The 17,822-nt window shown below is 56.0% G+C and carries 15 protein-coding genes; 3 read left to right on the plus strand and 12 right to left on the minus strand.

Features of this window, described 5'->3' with window-relative positions:
• Entirely contained in the window at nucleotides 1-1,398 is a 1,398-nt protein-coding gene (locus tag ERE07_RS11470) for an aminotransferase class I/II-fold pyridoxal phosphate-dependent enzyme (RefSeq protein WP_130008972.1), read from the plus strand.
• Here ERE07_RS11470 and ERE07_RS11475 read toward each other — a convergent pair whose 3' ends face one another.
• The 10 genes from ERE07_RS11475 to uvrB form a co-directional block, all read right to left on the minus strand.
• Nucleotides 1,399-3,006, minus strand: a complete 1,608-nt coding sequence (locus ERE07_RS11475; RefSeq protein WP_167670854.1) for an LTA synthase family protein — start codon at nucleotides 3,004-3,006, stop codon at nucleotides 1,399-1,401.
• A gap of 4 nt (nucleotides 3,007-3,010) precedes the next feature.
• Nucleotides 3,011-3,784, minus strand: a complete 774-nt coding sequence (locus ERE07_RS11480; protein ID WP_130008974.1) for an SDR family NAD(P)-dependent oxidoreductase — start codon at nucleotides 3,782-3,784, stop codon at nucleotides 3,011-3,013.
• Nucleotides 3,781-5,004, minus strand: a complete 1,224-nt coding sequence (locus ERE07_RS11485) for a capsule biosynthesis protein (RefSeq protein WP_130008975.1) — start codon at nucleotides 5,002-5,004, stop codon at nucleotides 3,781-3,783. Before ERE07_RS11485 ends, ERE07_RS11480 begins: the two co-directional genes overlap by 4 nt.
• Before the next feature lie 111 nt (nucleotides 5,005-5,115).
• Nucleotides 5,116-6,012: a methylglyoxal synthase gene (locus tag ERE07_RS11490; RefSeq protein WP_130008976.1), complete on the minus strand. Its 897-nt coding sequence runs from the start codon at nucleotides 6,010-6,012 to the stop codon at nucleotides 5,116-5,118.
• A gap of 4 nt (nucleotides 6,013-6,016) precedes the next feature.
• The gene (gene iscA, locus ERE07_RS11495) at nucleotides 6,017-6,340 is read right to left on the minus strand and encodes an iron-sulfur cluster assembly protein IscA (RefSeq protein ID WP_130008977.1); all 324 of its coding nucleotides are present in this window, start codon (nucleotides 6,338-6,340) and stop codon (nucleotides 6,017-6,019) included.
• Nucleotides 6,341-6,342: 2 nt separating this feature from the next.
• Nucleotides 6,343-6,726: a Fe-S cluster assembly scaffold IscU gene (gene iscU, locus ERE07_RS11500; protein ID WP_130008978.1), complete on the minus strand. Its 384-nt coding sequence runs from the start codon at nucleotides 6,724-6,726 to the stop codon at nucleotides 6,343-6,345.
• Nucleotides 6,727-6,747: 21 nt separating this feature from the next.
• Entirely contained in the window at nucleotides 6,748-7,959 is a 1,212-nt protein-coding gene (locus ERE07_RS11505; RefSeq protein WP_130008979.1) for an IscS subfamily cysteine desulfurase, read from the minus strand.
• Nucleotides 7,960-7,981: 22 nt separating this feature from the next.
• Complete coding sequence (locus ERE07_RS11510) at nucleotides 7,982-8,488, minus strand: Fe-S cluster assembly transcription factor (protein ID WP_130008980.1); 507 nt, start codon at nucleotides 8,486-8,488, stop codon at nucleotides 7,982-7,984.
• A gap of 208 nt (nucleotides 8,489-8,696) precedes the next feature.
• Nucleotides 8,697-9,188 carry a low molecular weight protein-tyrosine-phosphatase gene (locus ERE07_RS11515; RefSeq protein WP_130009093.1) on the minus strand — a complete coding sequence of 164 codons (492 nt, stop codon included), beginning with the start codon at nucleotides 9,186-9,188 and terminating at the stop codon, nucleotides 8,697-8,699.
• A 410-nt stretch (nucleotides 9,189-9,598) separates the two neighbouring features.
• Nucleotides 9,599-11,623 (minus strand): excinuclease ABC subunit UvrB, encoded by a 2,025-nt coding sequence (uvrB, locus tag ERE07_RS11520; RefSeq protein ID WP_130008981.1) that lies wholly within the window; start codon nucleotides 11,621-11,623, stop codon nucleotides 9,599-9,601.
• An 89-nt stretch (nucleotides 11,624-11,712) separates the two neighbouring features.
• On the opposite strand from uvrB, the gene ERE07_RS11525 reads away from it, so the two are divergent.
• Both ERE07_RS11525 and lexA read left to right on the plus strand, forming a co-directional pair.
• Complete coding sequence (locus ERE07_RS11525; protein ID WP_130008982.1) at nucleotides 11,713-12,912, plus strand: amino acid aminotransferase; 1,200 nt, start codon at nucleotides 11,713-11,715, stop codon at nucleotides 12,910-12,912.
• 104 nt (nucleotides 12,913-13,016) lie between these two features.
• The gene (lexA, locus tag ERE07_RS11530) at nucleotides 13,017-13,670 is read left to right on the plus strand and encodes a transcriptional repressor LexA (protein ID WP_130008983.1); all 654 of its coding nucleotides are present in this window, start codon (nucleotides 13,017-13,019) and stop codon (nucleotides 13,668-13,670) included.
• A gap of 156 nt (nucleotides 13,671-13,826) precedes the next feature.
• Here the strand turns inward: lexA and lon are convergent, their stop codons facing one another.
• Entirely contained in the window at nucleotides 13,827-16,295 is a 2,469-nt protein-coding gene (gene lon / locus ERE07_RS11535) for an endopeptidase La (protein ID WP_130008984.1), read from the minus strand.
• 149 nt (nucleotides 16,296-16,444) lie between these two features.
• Nucleotides 16,445-17,749 carry an ATP-dependent Clp protease ATP-binding subunit ClpX gene (gene clpX / locus ERE07_RS11540; protein ID WP_130008985.1) on the minus strand — a complete coding sequence of 435 codons (1,305 nt, stop codon included), beginning with the start codon at nucleotides 17,747-17,749 and terminating at the stop codon, nucleotides 16,445-16,447.
• Nucleotides 17,750-17,822 lie beyond the last annotated feature (73 nt).

The raw sequence follows: 17,822 nt of genomic DNA on the forward strand, positions 1-17,822 counted from the left end.
ATGCCGTCTGACGCCTCAAATTCTTTTGGCATTAGTGCGCAATTGAAGAACAAACTGATTCAGAAATCACTTCAACGCAGGCTCAAAAGCCAGACACAGAACCTTTCGGATCACGGCATGCACGCAAGCCATCGCTTGCCCAGCCACGATCACGATCCGGCTTGGCGCAGTCCTGCACCTTCCATCGGTATACCCGCGGCGTACTACAGCTTCAGCGAAATGCCGGCATACCAGCAACTGCGCATCATGCACGAAAGCGGCATGCGCCTGAAACTCGCAAACCCATTTTTCAAGGTGCACGAAGGCCTGGGAAGCGGTGAAACCGTCATCAATGGGCGTACGCTCATCAATTTTGCCTGCTACGATTATCTCGGCATGTCTGCCGATCACTGCGTGCAGACGGCAGCAAAGTCCGCCATCGACCGCTACGGAACCTCTGTGTCGGCAAGCCGTATTGTTGCTGGTGAACGCCCTGTTCACCGTGAACTTGAAGGCGCACTGGCCGCAATCTACGACACTGAAGACGCCATCGTTTTTGTGAGCGGTCATGCCACCAATGTCTCCGTGATCGGTCACTTGTTCGGGCCACGCGATCTGATACTGCACGACGAGTTCATCCACAACAGCGTGTTGATGGGTATCAAGCTGTCAGGCGCTCAGCGTCTGCCTTTTTCGCACAACGACTGGCAAGAAGTCGACCAGGTGCTGCAACGCCAGCGCCAGCAGTTCGAACGGGTTCTGATCGTGATCGAAGGCCTGTACAGCATGGATGGCGACATTCCCGACCTGCCACGGTTTGTGGATATCAAAAGAAAGCATTGCACTTTCCTCATGGTCGATGAGGCGCACTCGTTCGGTGTACTGGGTGAAGAGGGGCATGGCATACGTACGCATTACGGTCTTAACGGCAGCGATATTGATATATGGATGGGCTCTTTAAGCAAAACACTTGCAGGTTGCGGCGGTTATATTGCGGGATCCACGGCATTGGTTGAACATCTGAAGTTTCTTGCGCCCGGCTTTCTGTACAGTGTCGGGATGGCGCCCCCGTTGGCTGCCGCATCGCTCGCGGCTTTGCAACGAATGAAGGAAGTGCCGGAACGTATCGTGCGACTGAAGAAAAACAGCCGGAGTTTCCTGGAACGGGCCAAGGCAATTGGCGTGAACACCGGGCTGAGCGAAGGCCTCGCGGTCATACCAGTGATCACTGGCAACACCCTACAAGCCGTCAGGCTTTCTGATGCACTTTACCAGCAAGGCATCAATGTTCAACCCATCTTTTACCCTGCTGTGCCAGAAGCATCCGCCAGACTCAGATTCTTCATGAGCTGTCTGCACACTCAGGCCCAAATAGACTTCACCATTCAGACGCTCAAGTCTGCCATGCAGGCCATATAGTCAGCTGGATCTGATGCCGGCTGCGGCCAGAAATGCAGTCGACAATTGATGGGCACTTAGATCCGTCACAGTTCTCGCCAGGTTAGCGCTACGACGAGCACGCAGCGGCTCGTTGGTCCAGCAAAAATAATCTGTGCTTTGCTCAGGCTGACCAAGCCGCGCATACACTGTTGGCATGATAGGCACATGATCCCCAAACACGCATAACGCCGCCGCCTCGCGCTGCCCCGCCAGTGCCTGAGACACCGTTTTGATCATGCGATCCGCGTTAGCGATATGACGGGCATAGGCAACGAGATCCCGGCATCCATCAGGCAGGCGTTCAGAAAAATAACTGAACGACTCTGTCTGGTCGACGGCTTCCCACTGCAATGGTCCATGATTCTCCATGGTGATGGCGTAAATGAACAGCGGCTGCCTGCGCGCGTGGCCCAACAACGCCACTATTTTCTGCGCCACCGCCTGATCAGATATATAAGAGCCGAAACGCGGTGCGTGGGCAAAGGCATCCAGGGAAAGAAATTGCTGAAAACCCATTGCCGGCATGGCTTTGGATCGGCGATAGAAGGTAGGTGCGTAGGGGTGTACGCAAATGGTCCTGTAGCCAAGCTCGCTGAGAAATGTGGCAAGCGTGGGAACAAGATGCTGCGCAAGACGACGATAAGGATTGTATTGGTGAGCTTTCAACAAGACAGGATCAATGCCGGACAGCACTGCATATTCGGTGCGCACCGTGTTCGCGCCCCATGCAGGCACGTGCAATCGACCCGACAAAAGTGATTGCGCGCGGCATTGGTCAAAGGATTGCAGAATATCTTGCCGCACTGTTGGAAACGTACGCCGCAAGTCAAAGAAAGACTCGCACTGCAAAAACACGATATCCGGCAACTGCGCGTCAGGCCCGGTATTATCGGCGTACACCGTCCCCTTTCCCGCTCGAACATGAAAAGGCGCTTGCGCACTCAACACCAGTGGCTTTCTTTCTTCCTGCCGATAGCGCCACCAACAATACAATAGCCCCAGCGCCGACTGATCCCGATTTGCATCAAATGTCAGACCGACAGGCCGTCTTCCTGCCAGCCAAAGCAGGCCTGCCCCACTGCCCATCAGGGAACATGCCAGCAGCAGTGATCCTGCCATCCAGCAGGGCAGGTACGCCAGTGTCGTTGACGATACGCCTTCACATAGCCATTGCGGCGTTGCGGATGGCTCGAGATGGAGTCCCGCAAACAGCATCAACAGGTACCCTGCTGCGCCCAGCAGGGCGTTGCGCACGCCAAAAAATGGCAAATACAAGCGCGGGTGCCTGATGGCATCCGAGAAGTATTCAAAATCGGTATAAATAAATGGCTCGCGCAGGGTAGCGATCTTGACCTTGCCGATGATGATGAGCAGCAGCAAAAACCCAAGGAGGTTGGCGATACCCAGCCATGGTCGCTGGAAAACAAACAGGACCAATCCAAAGCCCATAAACCAAATGCCCAGATGTGCCAGCGTTGCCTGCCATCCACGCCGCCAGGGTCGCTGTGGACGAGGCTGCGCAGCCATCTCCAAGATGAATGTGCACAGCAACCCCGTCAGGCAAGGCAGCCAGACCTGATCCCACATGCCGTTAACCGCCGTAACCCAGACGCCGCAGTATCCAACCCGACAGCGTTGGAGGCAGCGCCCCGAGCAGCCAGCACCCCAGGGCCAGGGGGAACGGAAAAGTGATGCGCGCCCGGTTGGCATGCAAACTGAGCCTTATTCTCTGTGCGGCTTTGTCCGCCGACCAGAGGAATGGCTTAGGTCCAACCATCGCATGGCACATCGGAGATTCGACATAACCCGGCATGATGACACTCACCCTGATGCCCTCCGGCTTCAACCAGTCGCGCAAACCCTCACCGTATGCCCGGATCGCAGCCTTGCTGGCGCTATAGGAAGGAGCAATAGGCAAGCCACGATAGCCGGCCAGTGAACTCATCAGTGCGATCTGGCCCGATCCCTGAGCCCGCATGGTTGGCAATACAGCTTGCACAGTGGCCAGCGCCGCCTTAACATTGACATCCAGAAGGTATTGGATATCTGCCCAGGTTTCGCCTCGTCGATGCTCGCCACCCTGGATGTTGACCCCCGCATTGACGATGACCAGATCCAGGGTGACCTTGCGCGAGATATCGTGCAGCCAGGCGATCAGCGCCTCGGTATCCCTTACATCCAGACTTTGGGTAATGACTGTGCTGCCCTTCCGTTCACATAAGCAAGCAAGCCTGCTCAGGCGTTCGGGATCGCGCCCGTGCAACACCAAGGTGATGCCCGGTGCGGCATAGGCCAGCGCCAAGGCATTGCCGATGCCGCCCGATGCCCCCGTAATCAGGACGGCCTGGATAGCGGCGGTGCTCATGTCAATTGCTCCACGGCAGAGCGTTGTGCCATTAAGCGACCAAGCGAATTTTCAACCGCCATCTCAATGCCCTCGTTGGAATAGAATCCACCATTGACTTGCGTGGTGTGTATCACCACATTGCGAAAGCAATGAAACAGGGCCATGTCTGGCGGCTGATGTTCCCGCCAGAACCTATCCAGCCCGCCCTGGAAGGTGAGCCCTGGCATACGGTAGATCGCCGCACCCAGGGCAATCAACGGCCTGGCGTGCCATAGGGCTGACCCTCCCACGGTGCTGTTGACAGTGACGACCGCTGTGGCATGACTCAATAGCGTAGGCAGATGGCCGCTCTCAAGAAACACTACCCTGTCGCGGATATCAAAAGACTGCGCCAATGCGCGGGTCGTGATTTCATGGCGAGCAAGCCCAGGATCCAAGGGATGATTCTTCACGACCAGCATGGTGTCTGCCGGGGCGTGCAAGGCAAACGATTTCATGGCTTGCGCCAGGAGATCGGCCATATTCTGGAAACCGGAATGCAATCGTATCTGACTATCGCTATCGAGTTGCAAAGGCAGAAGATAAAAGCGGCGGCCATCACGCAGCAAATTGGCAATGACGCTGGCGTCTACAGACCTTCGACGCACCATGCGCAGGCCACGACACGCATAGGCACGATATTCGTCCCAGGCGGCATAAGGAGAATGACCCACGTAATGAGGATAACGCCAGCGATTGACCAGGTTGCATAGTTGATACGCAATATCGTGCCAGGCTCTATTCCTGAAAGACGAAGCAAATGTACGCCCATTCCGGTAGCCAGGCACCTTTCCGCCCAGTTCGCGATACCAATCAGGATCCGCAGGCAACTGTGAGTTGGCATTGACGCCCTCGCGCTCCAGCGTTACCCAGTACGGCCGAAAATACCCTTCTTCATAAACATGCGTTCGTATACCGCTTTGTTGGGCCTGAACAATGGCCGGCCTGTGCACAGGGCGCTGGTCACCGAAGAGTACGATATCCGTGACAGCGTGACGGCGGAAATGATCTTGGTAAAACGTACTGAATGCGTTGATGGGTTCAGTGCAGGACGCGGCGTTCCCCGCACGCCATTGCGCCGTGTCGCCCATATTGAAATTGATGCGGGCCACGTGCTGGCCATGTGATTTAAGCCGACGGCCCAGTCGGGAAAAGAAGGGAGAACATACCCCCTGGAGAAACAGAAACGAACGCGCCATCAAGTATCGCTGAAATCTGCCGCACTGCTCGCCAACCTTGATCTGGCGGCACAGGCAGCCAGCCGCGACAGGCAGGACAGATACAAGTAGACATTAAAGATACATATTGTATCAAACAGCGAGGCTCGCGCGTTCGACCATGCCTTTTGCCCATCGATCAGCGACTACCGGCGAGGCGACGCAGCAGGCATGCTCGGTGACCACGCGCACAGCCCTTTCGAGCAATTGAATATCGGCTTCGTGCTGCCGGGCCACATGAGGGTCTTCAAAGAAAATAACGCGGTGGCAACGTTGCTCGAGAACGAGTTCTGCAATTTGCGCATCACCGCCCAAGGGGCCGCTTAGATAGGGTTGTACCCACTGCGTTTCGCGTGGCCAGCCCTTGGACCATGCAAGTTCATTCAGGCGCCCGCCGGTCGTGCCGGTAGCGACCCGCGCAGCGAAAAGTGAGAGCATATCGAAATGCCGGTCGGCAAAGTCTACCATCTGATCCTTGAGCGCATCGTGTGCGATCAGGGCCAATGTCTGGCCGGAGACTTCGAAAACATCCTGTACCGATGGATCTGGCTGGTATCCGCGATGGATGCGTTCGATTTCGACCCATTCCACCGCCCCCATCAACGTTGAAACAAAGGGCCTGCCATGCGTAATACATTGCCGCTTCAGGGCCAGGGCTTCGGGGAAAATGGAAGAAGGATCAACCGGATCGATGAGATAGATGGCGCCATCAAACGGCACCGTCCCGTCTCGCCCCTCTGTGACGCGGGCAACAAGCTTCATTAACCCGCCTTCGCGACCATAGGGGTAGCGTATAAGGCCCGCATGCCCAGACAGCAGCCCAGATCGCGCGATTGCGTCGTAGGTTCGGCCCACCGTATAGAGTTCCATGCCGAGCTCGCGTATGCCCGCCGCAGAGCGTTTCAGCCACTTGAACAGCGTGGCATCCTCGCCTTCGTGATGGAGCCTGTTGGCGGCGAGCCCAAAACGAAGCGTTGCGTCGTCCTTCACGCAATCAAACCGTGAAGGATTCGCCGCAACCGCAGCTGGCTTTTTCGTTGGGATTGGAAAAGCGGAAACCCTCGTTCAGGCCTTCGCGCCCGTAGTCGACTTGTGTGCCATCCAGAAACGGCAGGTTTTTGGGATCCACAAATACCTTGACCCCGTGCTGCTCGTATACGAGATCGTTTCCGTTTGCGTCGTCGACATAATCCAGCTTGTACGAAAGGCCCGAGCAGCCTGTCATGCGCACGCCCAGACGCAGGCCAATGCCGCTGCCCCGTTTCTCGATATAGCGGCTGACATGTTCGGCCGCCCTTTGCGTAAGCGTAATAGCCATGATTAATCCTGATGCTTGCTTCTGTAATCCTGAACCGCAGCCTTGATGGCGTCTTCGGCCAGAATGGAACAGTGAATTTTTACTGGCGGCAGGGCCAGTTCCTGTGCAATATGTGTGTTCTGGATGCCCAATGCCTGATCCAGCGTCTTGCCCTTGATCCATTCGCTGACCAATGAGCCGGATGCGATCGCACACCCACATCCGTAGGTTTTGAACCGTGTATCACTGATGATACCCGATTCGTCAACCTTGATTTGCAGACGAGTGACCTCGCCCAGCGCTGGCGAACCTACCAGCCCGGTGCCGACCGACAGGTCGGACTGATCGAACCCGCCTACGTTGCGTGGATTCTGATAATGATCCTGCACTTTTTCGCTATAAACCATATTGCTGTACTGCCCTTTGCCCTAATGTGCGGCCCACTGTACGGAATTCAAGTCTATACCCTGCTGCGCCATTTCCCATAGCGGTGATAAATCACGCAGTTGGGTGACGCTTTCGCTGATGACGCTGATGGCTAAAGCGACGTCGTCGGCGGTGGTATAACGCCCCAGAGACAATCTGAGCGAACTGTGGGCAAGCGCATCGCTGCGCCCCAGCGCCCGCAATACATAGGAGGGCTCCATACTTGCGGACGTGCAGGCGGATCCGCTTGAGACCGCGAGTTCGCGCAGCGACATCAGCAAGGCTTCGCCTTCAACATAATCGAAACTCATATTCAAATTATGAGGCACCCGATGTGTCATGCTGCCATTCACATAGACATCAGGCAAAGCTGACAAACCTTTCAGCAGTTGATCTCGCAAGCCCCCGATCCGTTTATTTTCCGCATCCATCTCAAGCCCGGCAAGGCGAAAGGCTTCTCCCATGCCGACAATCTGGTGGGTGGCCAACGTTCCCGAACGAAGGCCTCTTTCGTGGCCGCCGCCATGTATCTGCGCCGTGAGCCTGACACGAGGCTTGCGACGCACATAAAGCGCACCGACGCCTTTGGGGCCATATGTTTTGTGTGCGGAGAACGACATGACATCGACGTTCAGCGACTGCAAGTCGATGCTTACCTTGCCGGTAGCCTGCGCGGCGTCGACATGAAAAGCAACCCCCTTTTCCTTGCAAATGGCACCTATGGCTGCAATATCCTGAATGACGCCAATTTCGTTGTTGACCAGCATGACTGACGCCGCAACCGTATCGGGCCGCAAGGCAGCTCGAAACACATCGAGATCGAGCATGCCATCTTCACTTACATCAAGAAAGGTGACTTCATATCCCTGGCGCGCCAGCTCATGACACGTATCCAGCACTGCCTTATGCTCAGTCTTGACCGTGACAAGATGCTTGCCGCGTGTCTGGTTGGCATCGGCCAATCCTTTCAGCGCAAGGTTGTTGGATTCGGTTGCGCCGGATGTCCAGATGATTTCCCGGGGATCGGCATTGACCAGGCCGGCGACGTTAACACGGGCCTGCTCCACGGCCTCTTCGGCTTCCCACCCCCAAGCATGGCTGTTGGAAGCTGGATTGCCAAAATGCTCGTATAGCCATGGAGTCATTTTATCGACAACGCGCGGATCCACGGGGGTGGTCGCGGAATAATCAAAATAAACGGGACGGATTGCCATCTGGGATGCTCCTGTAAAACCGCTAAGCCCGCATCGGCCCCATCAAGGCAACTTCGGATGCCTGCCCCAGCGGCGCTGTCCGTGCCTGATTTGCTTCCTGCAATTGGCGCATACGCTGCTGGTCCACGAGATCCTGAAGGGACACCGAATCGAGATAATCTACCATTTTACGATTAAGGTTGGCCCATAGCTCATGGGTCATGCATTTTCCGGTAGCGCCATTGCGCCCGATGTTGCAGTTTTCCTTGCCCCCGCAACTGGTGGCGTCCATCGGCTCGTCAACGGCAAAAATGACGTCGGCCACCGTAATATTGCGTGCTAGGCGCGCCAGGGAATAGCCACCGCCCGGCCCGCGCATGCTATCCACAAGCTTGTGGCGACGCAGCTTGCCGAACAGTTGCTCGAGATAGGATAAAGAAATGTTCTGGCGCTTGCTGACTGCTGCCAGCGTAACAGGCCCACTATGCTGCCTGAGCGCCAGATCGATCATGGCGGTGACCGCAAAACGTCCTTTGGTGGTTAATCGCATGGTGTTTCCTTGCCGGTGACATGAACAAAGGCCGGGATACCAAACCCGCAGGGGCTGAGCGAGAGCGAAAATCCTCAGTCTTTAATACCCGACCAATTAAGTCGAGTTTAACAAATTCCCGACTAAAAAGCTAAGGAATTAGACCGAAAAAAAACCGCGCCGCTCAGTTCACGGCACGGTTTTTTATGCTTGAAGCGATCTGGGAGAATTAGGCAGCTTGATACTGAAGCGCGCGTTTGCGCACAAGTTCAAGCACCCCCTGACAGGCGTCTTCGAGATAATCGAGCACCTTCCCGAAGCCTTCGGGGCCCCCATAATAAGGATCGGGTACGGTTGCCTCTTCGAATTCGTTGGCAAAGCGCATCAGCAGCATCAGTTTGTGCTGATAAACCTTGGGACATTGCTGCTGCAATGCGGAAAGGTTTTCCCAATCCATGGCCAGAATGAGATCGAACTCTCGAAAATCCTCGGGAGTGATCTGCCTGGCCATGCAATCGGAAATCTCGTAGCCACGCTTGCGCGCGGCTGCCTGCGCTCTCGCATCCGGAGCTTCGCCGATATGGAAGCTGTGGGTGCCAGCGGAGTCGACGCCAATTACGCCAGAGAGCCCTGAATCTTCCACCATATGGCGGAAAACGCCCTCTGCGCTCGGCGAGCGACAGATATTACCCATGCAAACGAAAAGTACCTTAGTCATAATAGGCGAGAGTGTGAGGGAAAACCCGTTGCAAGGCAAGACTTTTTGCAATGCCCAAAAATATCCGCGAGCGACAGTTGACAATGCAAGAAAGCCAGGCCTGTAAACGATTTAGCGCCGGAAAATGGCTGCCTTCAAGACAGAGAAAAAACAGGCGAAAAATGCTTGCAGGGCCACTATTCATGCAATGCAACATAGCCTTGTAGCAGTGCAATAAGACCCCAAAACATAATGGTAAACCCTAGTACCAGGTAATGCAATATATAAAGCCGATGCGTGCCTGGCCCGCCTTGCGGGTTTATTAAAAAAAGCCAAGATGTTGGTGTTTACCAACATTTTTTGGACATTTTTAAGAAAAATAACAGCAAGACCGATACCTGATCAGACTTTCCCAGGTATGGTCAGTTCCCTGCTCATGAAAGCAAGGCTTTTTCCTTGAGCCTGTTCAGCGCATCTCGCGCCGCAGCCGCCTGCTCGAACTCGAGATTCTTGGCGTGATCCATCATCAATTTGGAAAGACGGCGCATTTCCCTGGCCAAAGACTTGTCGTCCCGCAGCACCTCCGCAGGAATATCGTCCTCGACTGCAGTTGGCCGCGGTGCGCCCATGACACCATCAATCAATTCGCGCACCGCCTTGTTGACCCCACGCGCAGTAATGCCATGCTCAGCATTAAAAGCCAATTGTTTTGCGCGCCTTCTTTCTGTTTCGTCCATGGCGCGACGCATTGAATCGGTAATACGGTCAGCATAGAGAATAGCGTGTCCATTAATATTGCGCGCGGCACGGCCTATGGTTTGAATAAGGCTGCGCTCAGATCGCAAAAAACCTTCCTTATCGGCGTCCAGAATGGCGACCAGCGATACCTCAGGAATATCCAGCCCCTCGCGCAGCAGATTAATCCCGACCAGCACATCGAATACCCCCAGGCGCAGATCTCGAATAATCTCCACGCGCTCCACGGTGTCAATATCGGAATGCAAGTAGCGAACCTTAACCCCGCTTTCGGCAAGATAATCGGTCAGGTCCTCGGACATTCGCTTGGTCAGGGTGGTCACGAGAATCCGCTCGCCAGCGCCGACACGGAGCTTGATTTCTCCCAGTAGATCATCCACCTGCGTCTGCGCCGGACGCACCTCGACAACCGGATCAACCAGGCCTGTGGGGCGCACGACCTGCTCTACCACATTATCCGCATGCTCTTTTTCGTAATTGGCGGGCGTGGCAGATACAAATATGCACTGTCGCATGCGGTGCTCGAACTCCTCCAGTTGCAAAGGCCGATTATCCATGGCCGAGGGCAACCGGAAACCGAATTGCACCAGCGTGGATTTGCGTGAGCGATCCCCGCGATACATGGCGCTCAACTGCCCCATCGTTACGTGGCTTTCGTCGATGAACATCAGGGCATCCGCGGGCAGATAATCGATCAGTGTCGGCGGCGGCTCGCCGGGCGCCGCGCCGGAAAGATGGCGGGAATAGTTTTCAATACCCTTGCAGAACCCCAGTTCCTGCAGCATTTCAAGGTCGAAGCGGGTACGCTGCTCCAGCCGCTGCGCCTCCACCAGCTTGCCTTCCTGCGTCAGGAGCAAGAGGCGCTCACGCAGCTCATCCTTAATGGTTTCGATGGCGCGCAGTACGGTTTCACGCGGCGTGACGTAATGCGAGCTGGGAAAGACGGTAAAACGCGGCACTTTCTGGCGCACTTTCCCCGTCAGGGGATCGAACATTTCGAGCGATTCGATTTCGTCATCAAACATGGTAATGCGAACAGCCAGTTCCGCATGCTCAGCCGGAAAGACATCCACCACCTCGCCACGCGCGCGAAAATTCCCGCGGGCAAACTCGACGTCGTTGCGCTCGTATTGCATCGCCACCAGGCGGCCCAAGAGCTCCTGGCGCGGAATGCGGTCGCCCGTACGCAGCGTCAGCACCATGGCATGGTAGTCACCCGGATTGCCAATGCCATAGATACAGGAAACGGTGCCAACAATAACGGTGTCACGCCGCTCCAGCAGGCTTTTGGTTGCCGACAGGCGCATCTGTTCGATATGCTCGTTGATGGACGAGTCTTTCTCGATGAACAGATCGCGCGCGGCCACGTACGCCTCGGGCTGATAGTAATCGTAGTAGGAAACAAAATACTCGACAGCGTTGCGCGGGAAGAATTCGCGCATTTCGGCATACAGCTGGGCCGCCAGCGTTTTGTTGGGCGCCAGGACGATGGCCGGACGGCCGCATTGCGCGATCACGTTGGCCATGGTGTATGTCTTGCCCGACCCCGTCACCCCCAGCAAGGTCTGGTACATCAGCCCATCTTCAATACCTTCTATGAGAGCATTGATGGCTTCCGGCTGGTCGCCGGCGGGCGGATACGGCCGATAAAGCTTAAATGGGCTGTTCGGGTATTCAATAAAACCGGGAGCGGGTGCATTCATGCCGGGCCTGTTACTGGACACTTGAAGGTTAAGCCCTTTATTATCACACTATTGTCAAAAGTTTCTCTTACCACACGTTTCCTTCCCCCATGACTTCTCTTTTCGAATCCGTCGAGCTCGCACCGCGCGACCCCATTCTTGGCCTTAACGAGCAATACAGCGCAGATACCCGCAGTCACAAGGTCAATCTCGGTGTTGGCGTTTACTACGATGACGACGGGCGCATCCCCTTGCTCGACGCCGTACGCAAGGCTGAAGAAGCCCGCGTTCAGGCTCATGCGGCGCGCGGCTACCTGCCCATTGACGGCATCCCCGGCTACAACACGGGCGCGCAGGCCCTGTTGCTGGGCAAAGACTCTCCCCTGTCCAGCTCCGGCCGCGTACTCACGGCCCAGAGCCTGGGCGGCACAGGCGCGCTCAAGCTGGGGGCAGATTTCCTCAAGCGCCTGCTGCCCAATGCCAAGGTTGTCATCAGCAATCCCAGCTGGGAAAACCATCGCGCCTTGTTCGAGGCGGCTGGCTTTACCGTCGACACCTATCCCTACTACGATGCCAGCACGCATGGCCTTGATTTTGCGGGCATGCTCGAGGGCCTCAAAGCCCTGCCGGCAAAGACAATTGTCGTGCTTCACGCATGCTGCCACAATCCTACGGGGGTGGATCCCACGCTTGAGCAATGGGAACAGATTGCCGATATTGTCCGCGAACGTAACCTGGTGCCATTCCTGGATATCGCCTATCAGGGCTTTGGCGATGGCCTCGAAGAAGACGCAGCCGTGGTTCGCCTGTTTGCCGCGCGCGACGTCACCATGCTGATCAGTTCGTCTTTCTCCAAGTCGTTCTCGCTGTACGGCGAACGTGTTGGCGCCCTCACGCTGGTATGCTCGTCTCGCGAAGAGTCCAGCCGCGTCCTGAGCCAGCTCAAGCGCGTTATCCGTACCAATTACTCCAATCCTCCCACGCATGGCGGCATGATCGTATCGTCGGTGCTCAACACGCCCGAGCTCTTTCAGCGCTGGACAGACGAATTGGCGGGCATGCGTAACCGCATTCGCAGCATGCGTACTCAACTGGTCGAAAAACTCAAGGCCAATGGGGTGCAGCAGAATTTTGACTTTGTGCTCTCACAGCGCGGCATGTTTTCGTATTCTGGCCTTACCTCCGCGCAGGTCGACCGTCTACGCGACGAACATGGCGTCTACGCGGTAAGCAGCGGGCGAATCTGCGTGGCTGCACTGAACAGCCACAATATCGATGGCGTTGCCAAGGCCATTGCTGCCGTTATGTGATGCAGCCACAGGCCATGTCCGGCAGCGTCTTCCGCGACCAGGCTTGATCTTTTCCGCAAATTGTTGCAGAATCCAGACTGTATATAAATACAGTCTGGATCATCATGGCCGTTAAGCTCACAGCACGTCAGCAGCAAATACTCGATCTCATCCGCAGCGACATCGCGCGCACAGGCTTTCCGCCCACCCGCGCCGAAATCGCCCGCACGCTGGGCTTCAAGTCTGCCAATGCCGCCGAAGACCATCTCAAGGCGCTTGCCCGCAAAGGCGCCATCGAGCTCACGGCAGGTGCCTCCCGAGGCATACGACTAACAGACACCATCTCCGGCACGCCCTACCCTCAGTCTCAAGCACTGCCCGCTCTCTCTCAACTGCTGGTACCGCTTGTCGGTCGGGTCGCTGCTGGCAACCCCATACTCGCGGCCGAGCATGTAGAGCGCGAAATCGGCATCGAGCCCGCCTTGTTTAGCCAAGTTCCCGACTATCTCCTGCGCGTGCATGGTTCCAGCATGCGAGACGCAGGCATCCTCGATGGCGACCTGTTGGCTGTACGCAAATCGCCCGAAGCGCGCAATGGGCAGATTGTTGTCGCCCGGCTGGGCGACGATGTCACCGTCAAGCGCTTCGCACGCCATGGCCAACGCATCGAATTGCTTCCTGAAAACCCCGATTTCCAGCCTATCATCGTCACGCCTGAAGACGACTTCTCACTTGAAGGCATCGCGGTCGGGCTAATCCGCAGCACGCCACTGCATTAGGCATCTACGCCAGGCGCTGCACAAAGCACTGCCCCCATGTTGGGATTACCAGCATGGGGGCAGTGTTTTTTTGTACCGCAGTTCAAAAGTGTTGACTTGTCAGCTACCGGAGCCTGCCACGCCCAAGACTTCTTGAGCGTGGCCGCTCTTGGCTGATTAATGCCTTAAACCATCAGAGGTTTCGCCCGGATTTTTTGCAGTGGCCACCGCCTCTGCCGCCAAGCGAGCCACTTCTTCGTCTGACAGCGGCGTAGGCATGTTCTGCAATGCTACTTCAAGCACCCGATCTATCCAACGCACTGGGATAATTTCCAGTTGATTCTTGACGTTGTCAGGAATCTCGGCGAGATCTTTCACGTTTTCCTCGGGAATCATCACGGTCTTGATGCCACCGCGATGCGCGGCCAGGAGTTTTTCCTTGAGGCCACCGATACCCAACACTTCACCGCGCAGCGTGATTTCGCCTGTCATGGCGACGTCGGCACGTACGGGGATTCCGGTGAGTGCCGATACCATAGCCGTGGTGATGGCGATACCGGCAGATGGTCCGTCTTTTGGGGTTGCCCCTTCAGGAAAGTGCACGTGCAGATCGCGTTTCTCGAATGAGGTGTTGACGATACCCCATTTCTGGGCGCGAGCCCGCACCACCGTGCGCGCAGCCTCGACCGACTCTTTCATGACATCACCCAGGGAGCCGGTGCGAAGCACCACACCCTTGCCAGGCATATCAGCAACCTCGATCGTGAGCAGATCGCCGCCGACTTCCGTCCAGGCCAAGCCGGTAACCTGGCCAATCTTGTTTTCTTTCTCGGCATGGCCGAAATTGAAACGGCGCACACCCAGGAAATCATCAAGGTTCTCAGACGTAACGACGACATTCTCGATAACCTGAGCGGGCGCGGCCTTGCGGCCCTTGGCAACGCCCGTCGCGTTCTTGCCAAGCAGCTTCTTGACAACTTTGCGGCAGATCTTGCTGATCTCGCGCTCGAGCGCACGGACACCGGCCTCGCGGGTGTAATAACGCACGATGTCGCGAATCGCGGACTCTTCGATCGTAAGCTCGCCATCCTGCACGCCGTTGTTCTTCATGAGCTTGGGCAACAGGTGGTCGAAGGCAATGTGTACTTTCTCGTCTTCGGTGTAACCAGAGAGCCGGATAACCTCCATACGGTCAAGCAAGGCCGGCGGAATGTTCAAGGTATTGCTGGTTGCCACAAACATGACATCGGAGAGGTCGAAATCCACCTCGATATAGTGATCCTGGAAGGTATGGTTTTGTTCGGGATCCAATACCTCCAGCAGCGCCGACGATGGATCGCCCCGGAAATCCGCGCCAATCTTGTCGATTTCGTCGAGCAGGAACAGCGGATTGCGCACCGACACCTTGGCCATGTTCTGCAGAATCTTGCCAGGCATGGACCCGATATACGTACGACGGTGACCGCGTATCTCGGCTTCGTCCCGAACGCCCCCCAGAGCCATGCGCACAAACTTGCGGTTGGTGGCACGCGCGATGGACTGCCCCAATGACGTTTTACCCACGCCAGGAGGGCCTACGAGACAGAGGATGGGCGCCTTGAGCTTTTCGACCCGTTGCTGCACCGCCAGATACTCGACAATGCGTTCCTTGACCTTTTCGAGGCCATAGTGATCGGCGTCCAGCACCTGTTCGGCATTTGGTATGGAGTTGTTGATGCGGCTCTTTTTGCGCCAGGGCAAGCCAATGAGCGTATCAATGTAATTGCGCACTACCGTAGCCTCGGCGGACATCGGAGACATCAGCTTGAGCTTCTTGAGTTCGGAGTCAGCCTTCTTGCGGGCGTCCTTGGGCAGATGCGCAGCTTCGATTTTCTTTTCGAGCTCTTCGATATCGGCGCCGTCTTCGCCTTCGCCCAATTCTTTCTGGATGGCCTTGACCTGCTCATTCAGGTAATAATCGCGCTGGCTTTTTTCCATCTGCTTTTTGACTCGGCCGCGAATCCGCTTTTCGACCTGCAGAATGTCTATTTCGGATTCGAGCTGCGACAGCAGCTGCTCAAGCCGCGCGGACGTGCCGGTAATTTCGAGCATCTGCTGCTTTTGCTCGAGCTTGAGCGGCAAGTGTGCGGCAATGGTGTCCGCAAGGCGGCCAGCGTTATCAATACCCGTAAGTGAGGTGAGGATTTCTTGCGGGATTTTTTTGTTGAGCTTGACGTACTGCTCGAACTGCGCCACAACTGCCCGGCGCAAAGCTTCGGATTCGGCCCCTTCTTCGGTTTCGGGCTCGACGGCGGAAACAACCGCCATGAAATGAGTATCAGCATCTGCGACACTCTTGATGCGGGCGCGCTGCACCCCTTCGACCAACACCTTGACGGTGCCGTCGGGCAGTTTCAGCATCTGCAAAATACTGGCGGCGCAACCGATCTCATAAAGATCATCGGGGCTGGGATCATCCTTGCTGGCAGACTTCTGAGCGACCAGCATAATGTTGTTGCCGCCTTCCATCGCCAGCTCGAGAGCCTTGATGGATCGCGGACGACCAACAAACAGGGGAATCACCATGTGCGGAAATACCACCACATCGCGCAAAGGCAGCAGTGGGAGGTCCGTGGGTTCAGCAGAAAGAATCTGGCTCGCAGACATAGTAATTTCCTTAAAATTTACCTTGAGATAAAAAAGGGAAGCCGAGGCCTCCCTTTTCAGCTCTACCTGTAGGTATAAATAGAGGCGATTGCCAGGTTTTCAAGGTTAAGCATACATGGCTGCTTGCAAAAAGACGATGCGCGTAAATCCTAGGCCGCAGCGTCTTTAAGCTTTTTGGCTGGCGTCGACTGCCGTGAGCCTGGTTCGGCCTCGTCCTCATAAATGAGAATAGGCGTGCCTTGCCCGGTAACGGCGTTTTCGTCCAACACTACCCGTTTGACATCCTTCTGGGAAGGAAGTTCGTACATTGTTCCCAGCAAGGCCTGTTCCACGATGGAACGCAACCCCCGCGCGCCGGTGCGACGCTTGATTGCGCGCTTGGCAATGGCGGCCAGGGCACCAGGCCGGACATCGAGTTCGACTTCTTCCATTTCAAACAGTTTCTGAAACTGCTTGATCAGGGAGTTCTTGGGTTCGGTCAGGATGCGAACAAGGGTGTCTTCCTGGAGCTCTTCCAGGGTTGCGACGACCGGCAGGCGACCGACCAGCTCGGGGATCAAGCCGAACTTGATGAGGTCTTCGGGTTCGACTTCGGCGAAGAGCTCCCCAACCCCGCGCTCTGTCTTGGCCCGTACCGAGGCGGAAAACCCAATGCCGGATCGCTCAGTGCGATCGCGGATGATTTTTTCGAGCCCGTCGAAGGCACCGCCAACAATAAACAGGATATTGGTGGTGTCGACCTGCACGAAGTCTTGGTTTGGATGTTTGCGACCGCCCTGGGGAGGCACGGAGGCAACGGTTCCCTCGATAAGCTTGAGCAGCGCCTGCTGTACGCCCTCTCCGGAAACATCCCGGGTAATGGAGGGATTGTCGGCCTTGCGCGAGATCTTGTCGATCTCATCAATGTAAATAATGGCACGCTGGGCTTTTTCGACGTCGTAATTGCAATTTTGCAGCAGTTTCTGAACGATGTTCTCGACGTCTTCGCCGACGTAGCCTGCTTCGGTAAGCGTGGTGGCATCAGCCATGACGAAGGGAACGTCCAGCATGCGGGCCAAGGTTTGCGCAAGCAGCGTCTTGCCGGAGCCGGTTGGCCCGATCAGCAGAATATTGCTCTTGGAAAGTTCGACATCGTCGCCCTTGATTTGCCCGTAGCGTATGCGCTTGTAGTGGTTGTAGACCGCGACGGCGAGATTGCGCTTGGGCATATCCTGTCCGATCACGTATCCATCAAGAAATGTCTTGATTTCCTGCGGCGTGGGCAGTTCGTTGCGTATGGCGTCGCGCGCGGCTTCCTGGCTTTCTTCGATGATGATGTCGTTGCACAAATCGATGCACTCATCACAGATGAATACCGAGGGCCCGGCAATGAGCTTGCGAACCTCATGCTGGCTTTTATTGCAGAATGAGCAGCGCAAGGTCTTTTCGTCCGCCGATCCTTTTTTTTCGGGCATAAAACTCTTTCAGTCCAGTGGACAGGGCATGCACAATGCTGCCTGTCGAGTAATCACGACGGAACGTGATCCA

This window comes from Allopusillimonas ginsengisoli, from assembly GCF_004153455.1.
Lineage (GTDB): Bacteria > Pseudomonadota > Gammaproteobacteria > Burkholderiales > Burkholderiaceae_B > Allopusillimonas > Allopusillimonas ginsengisoli.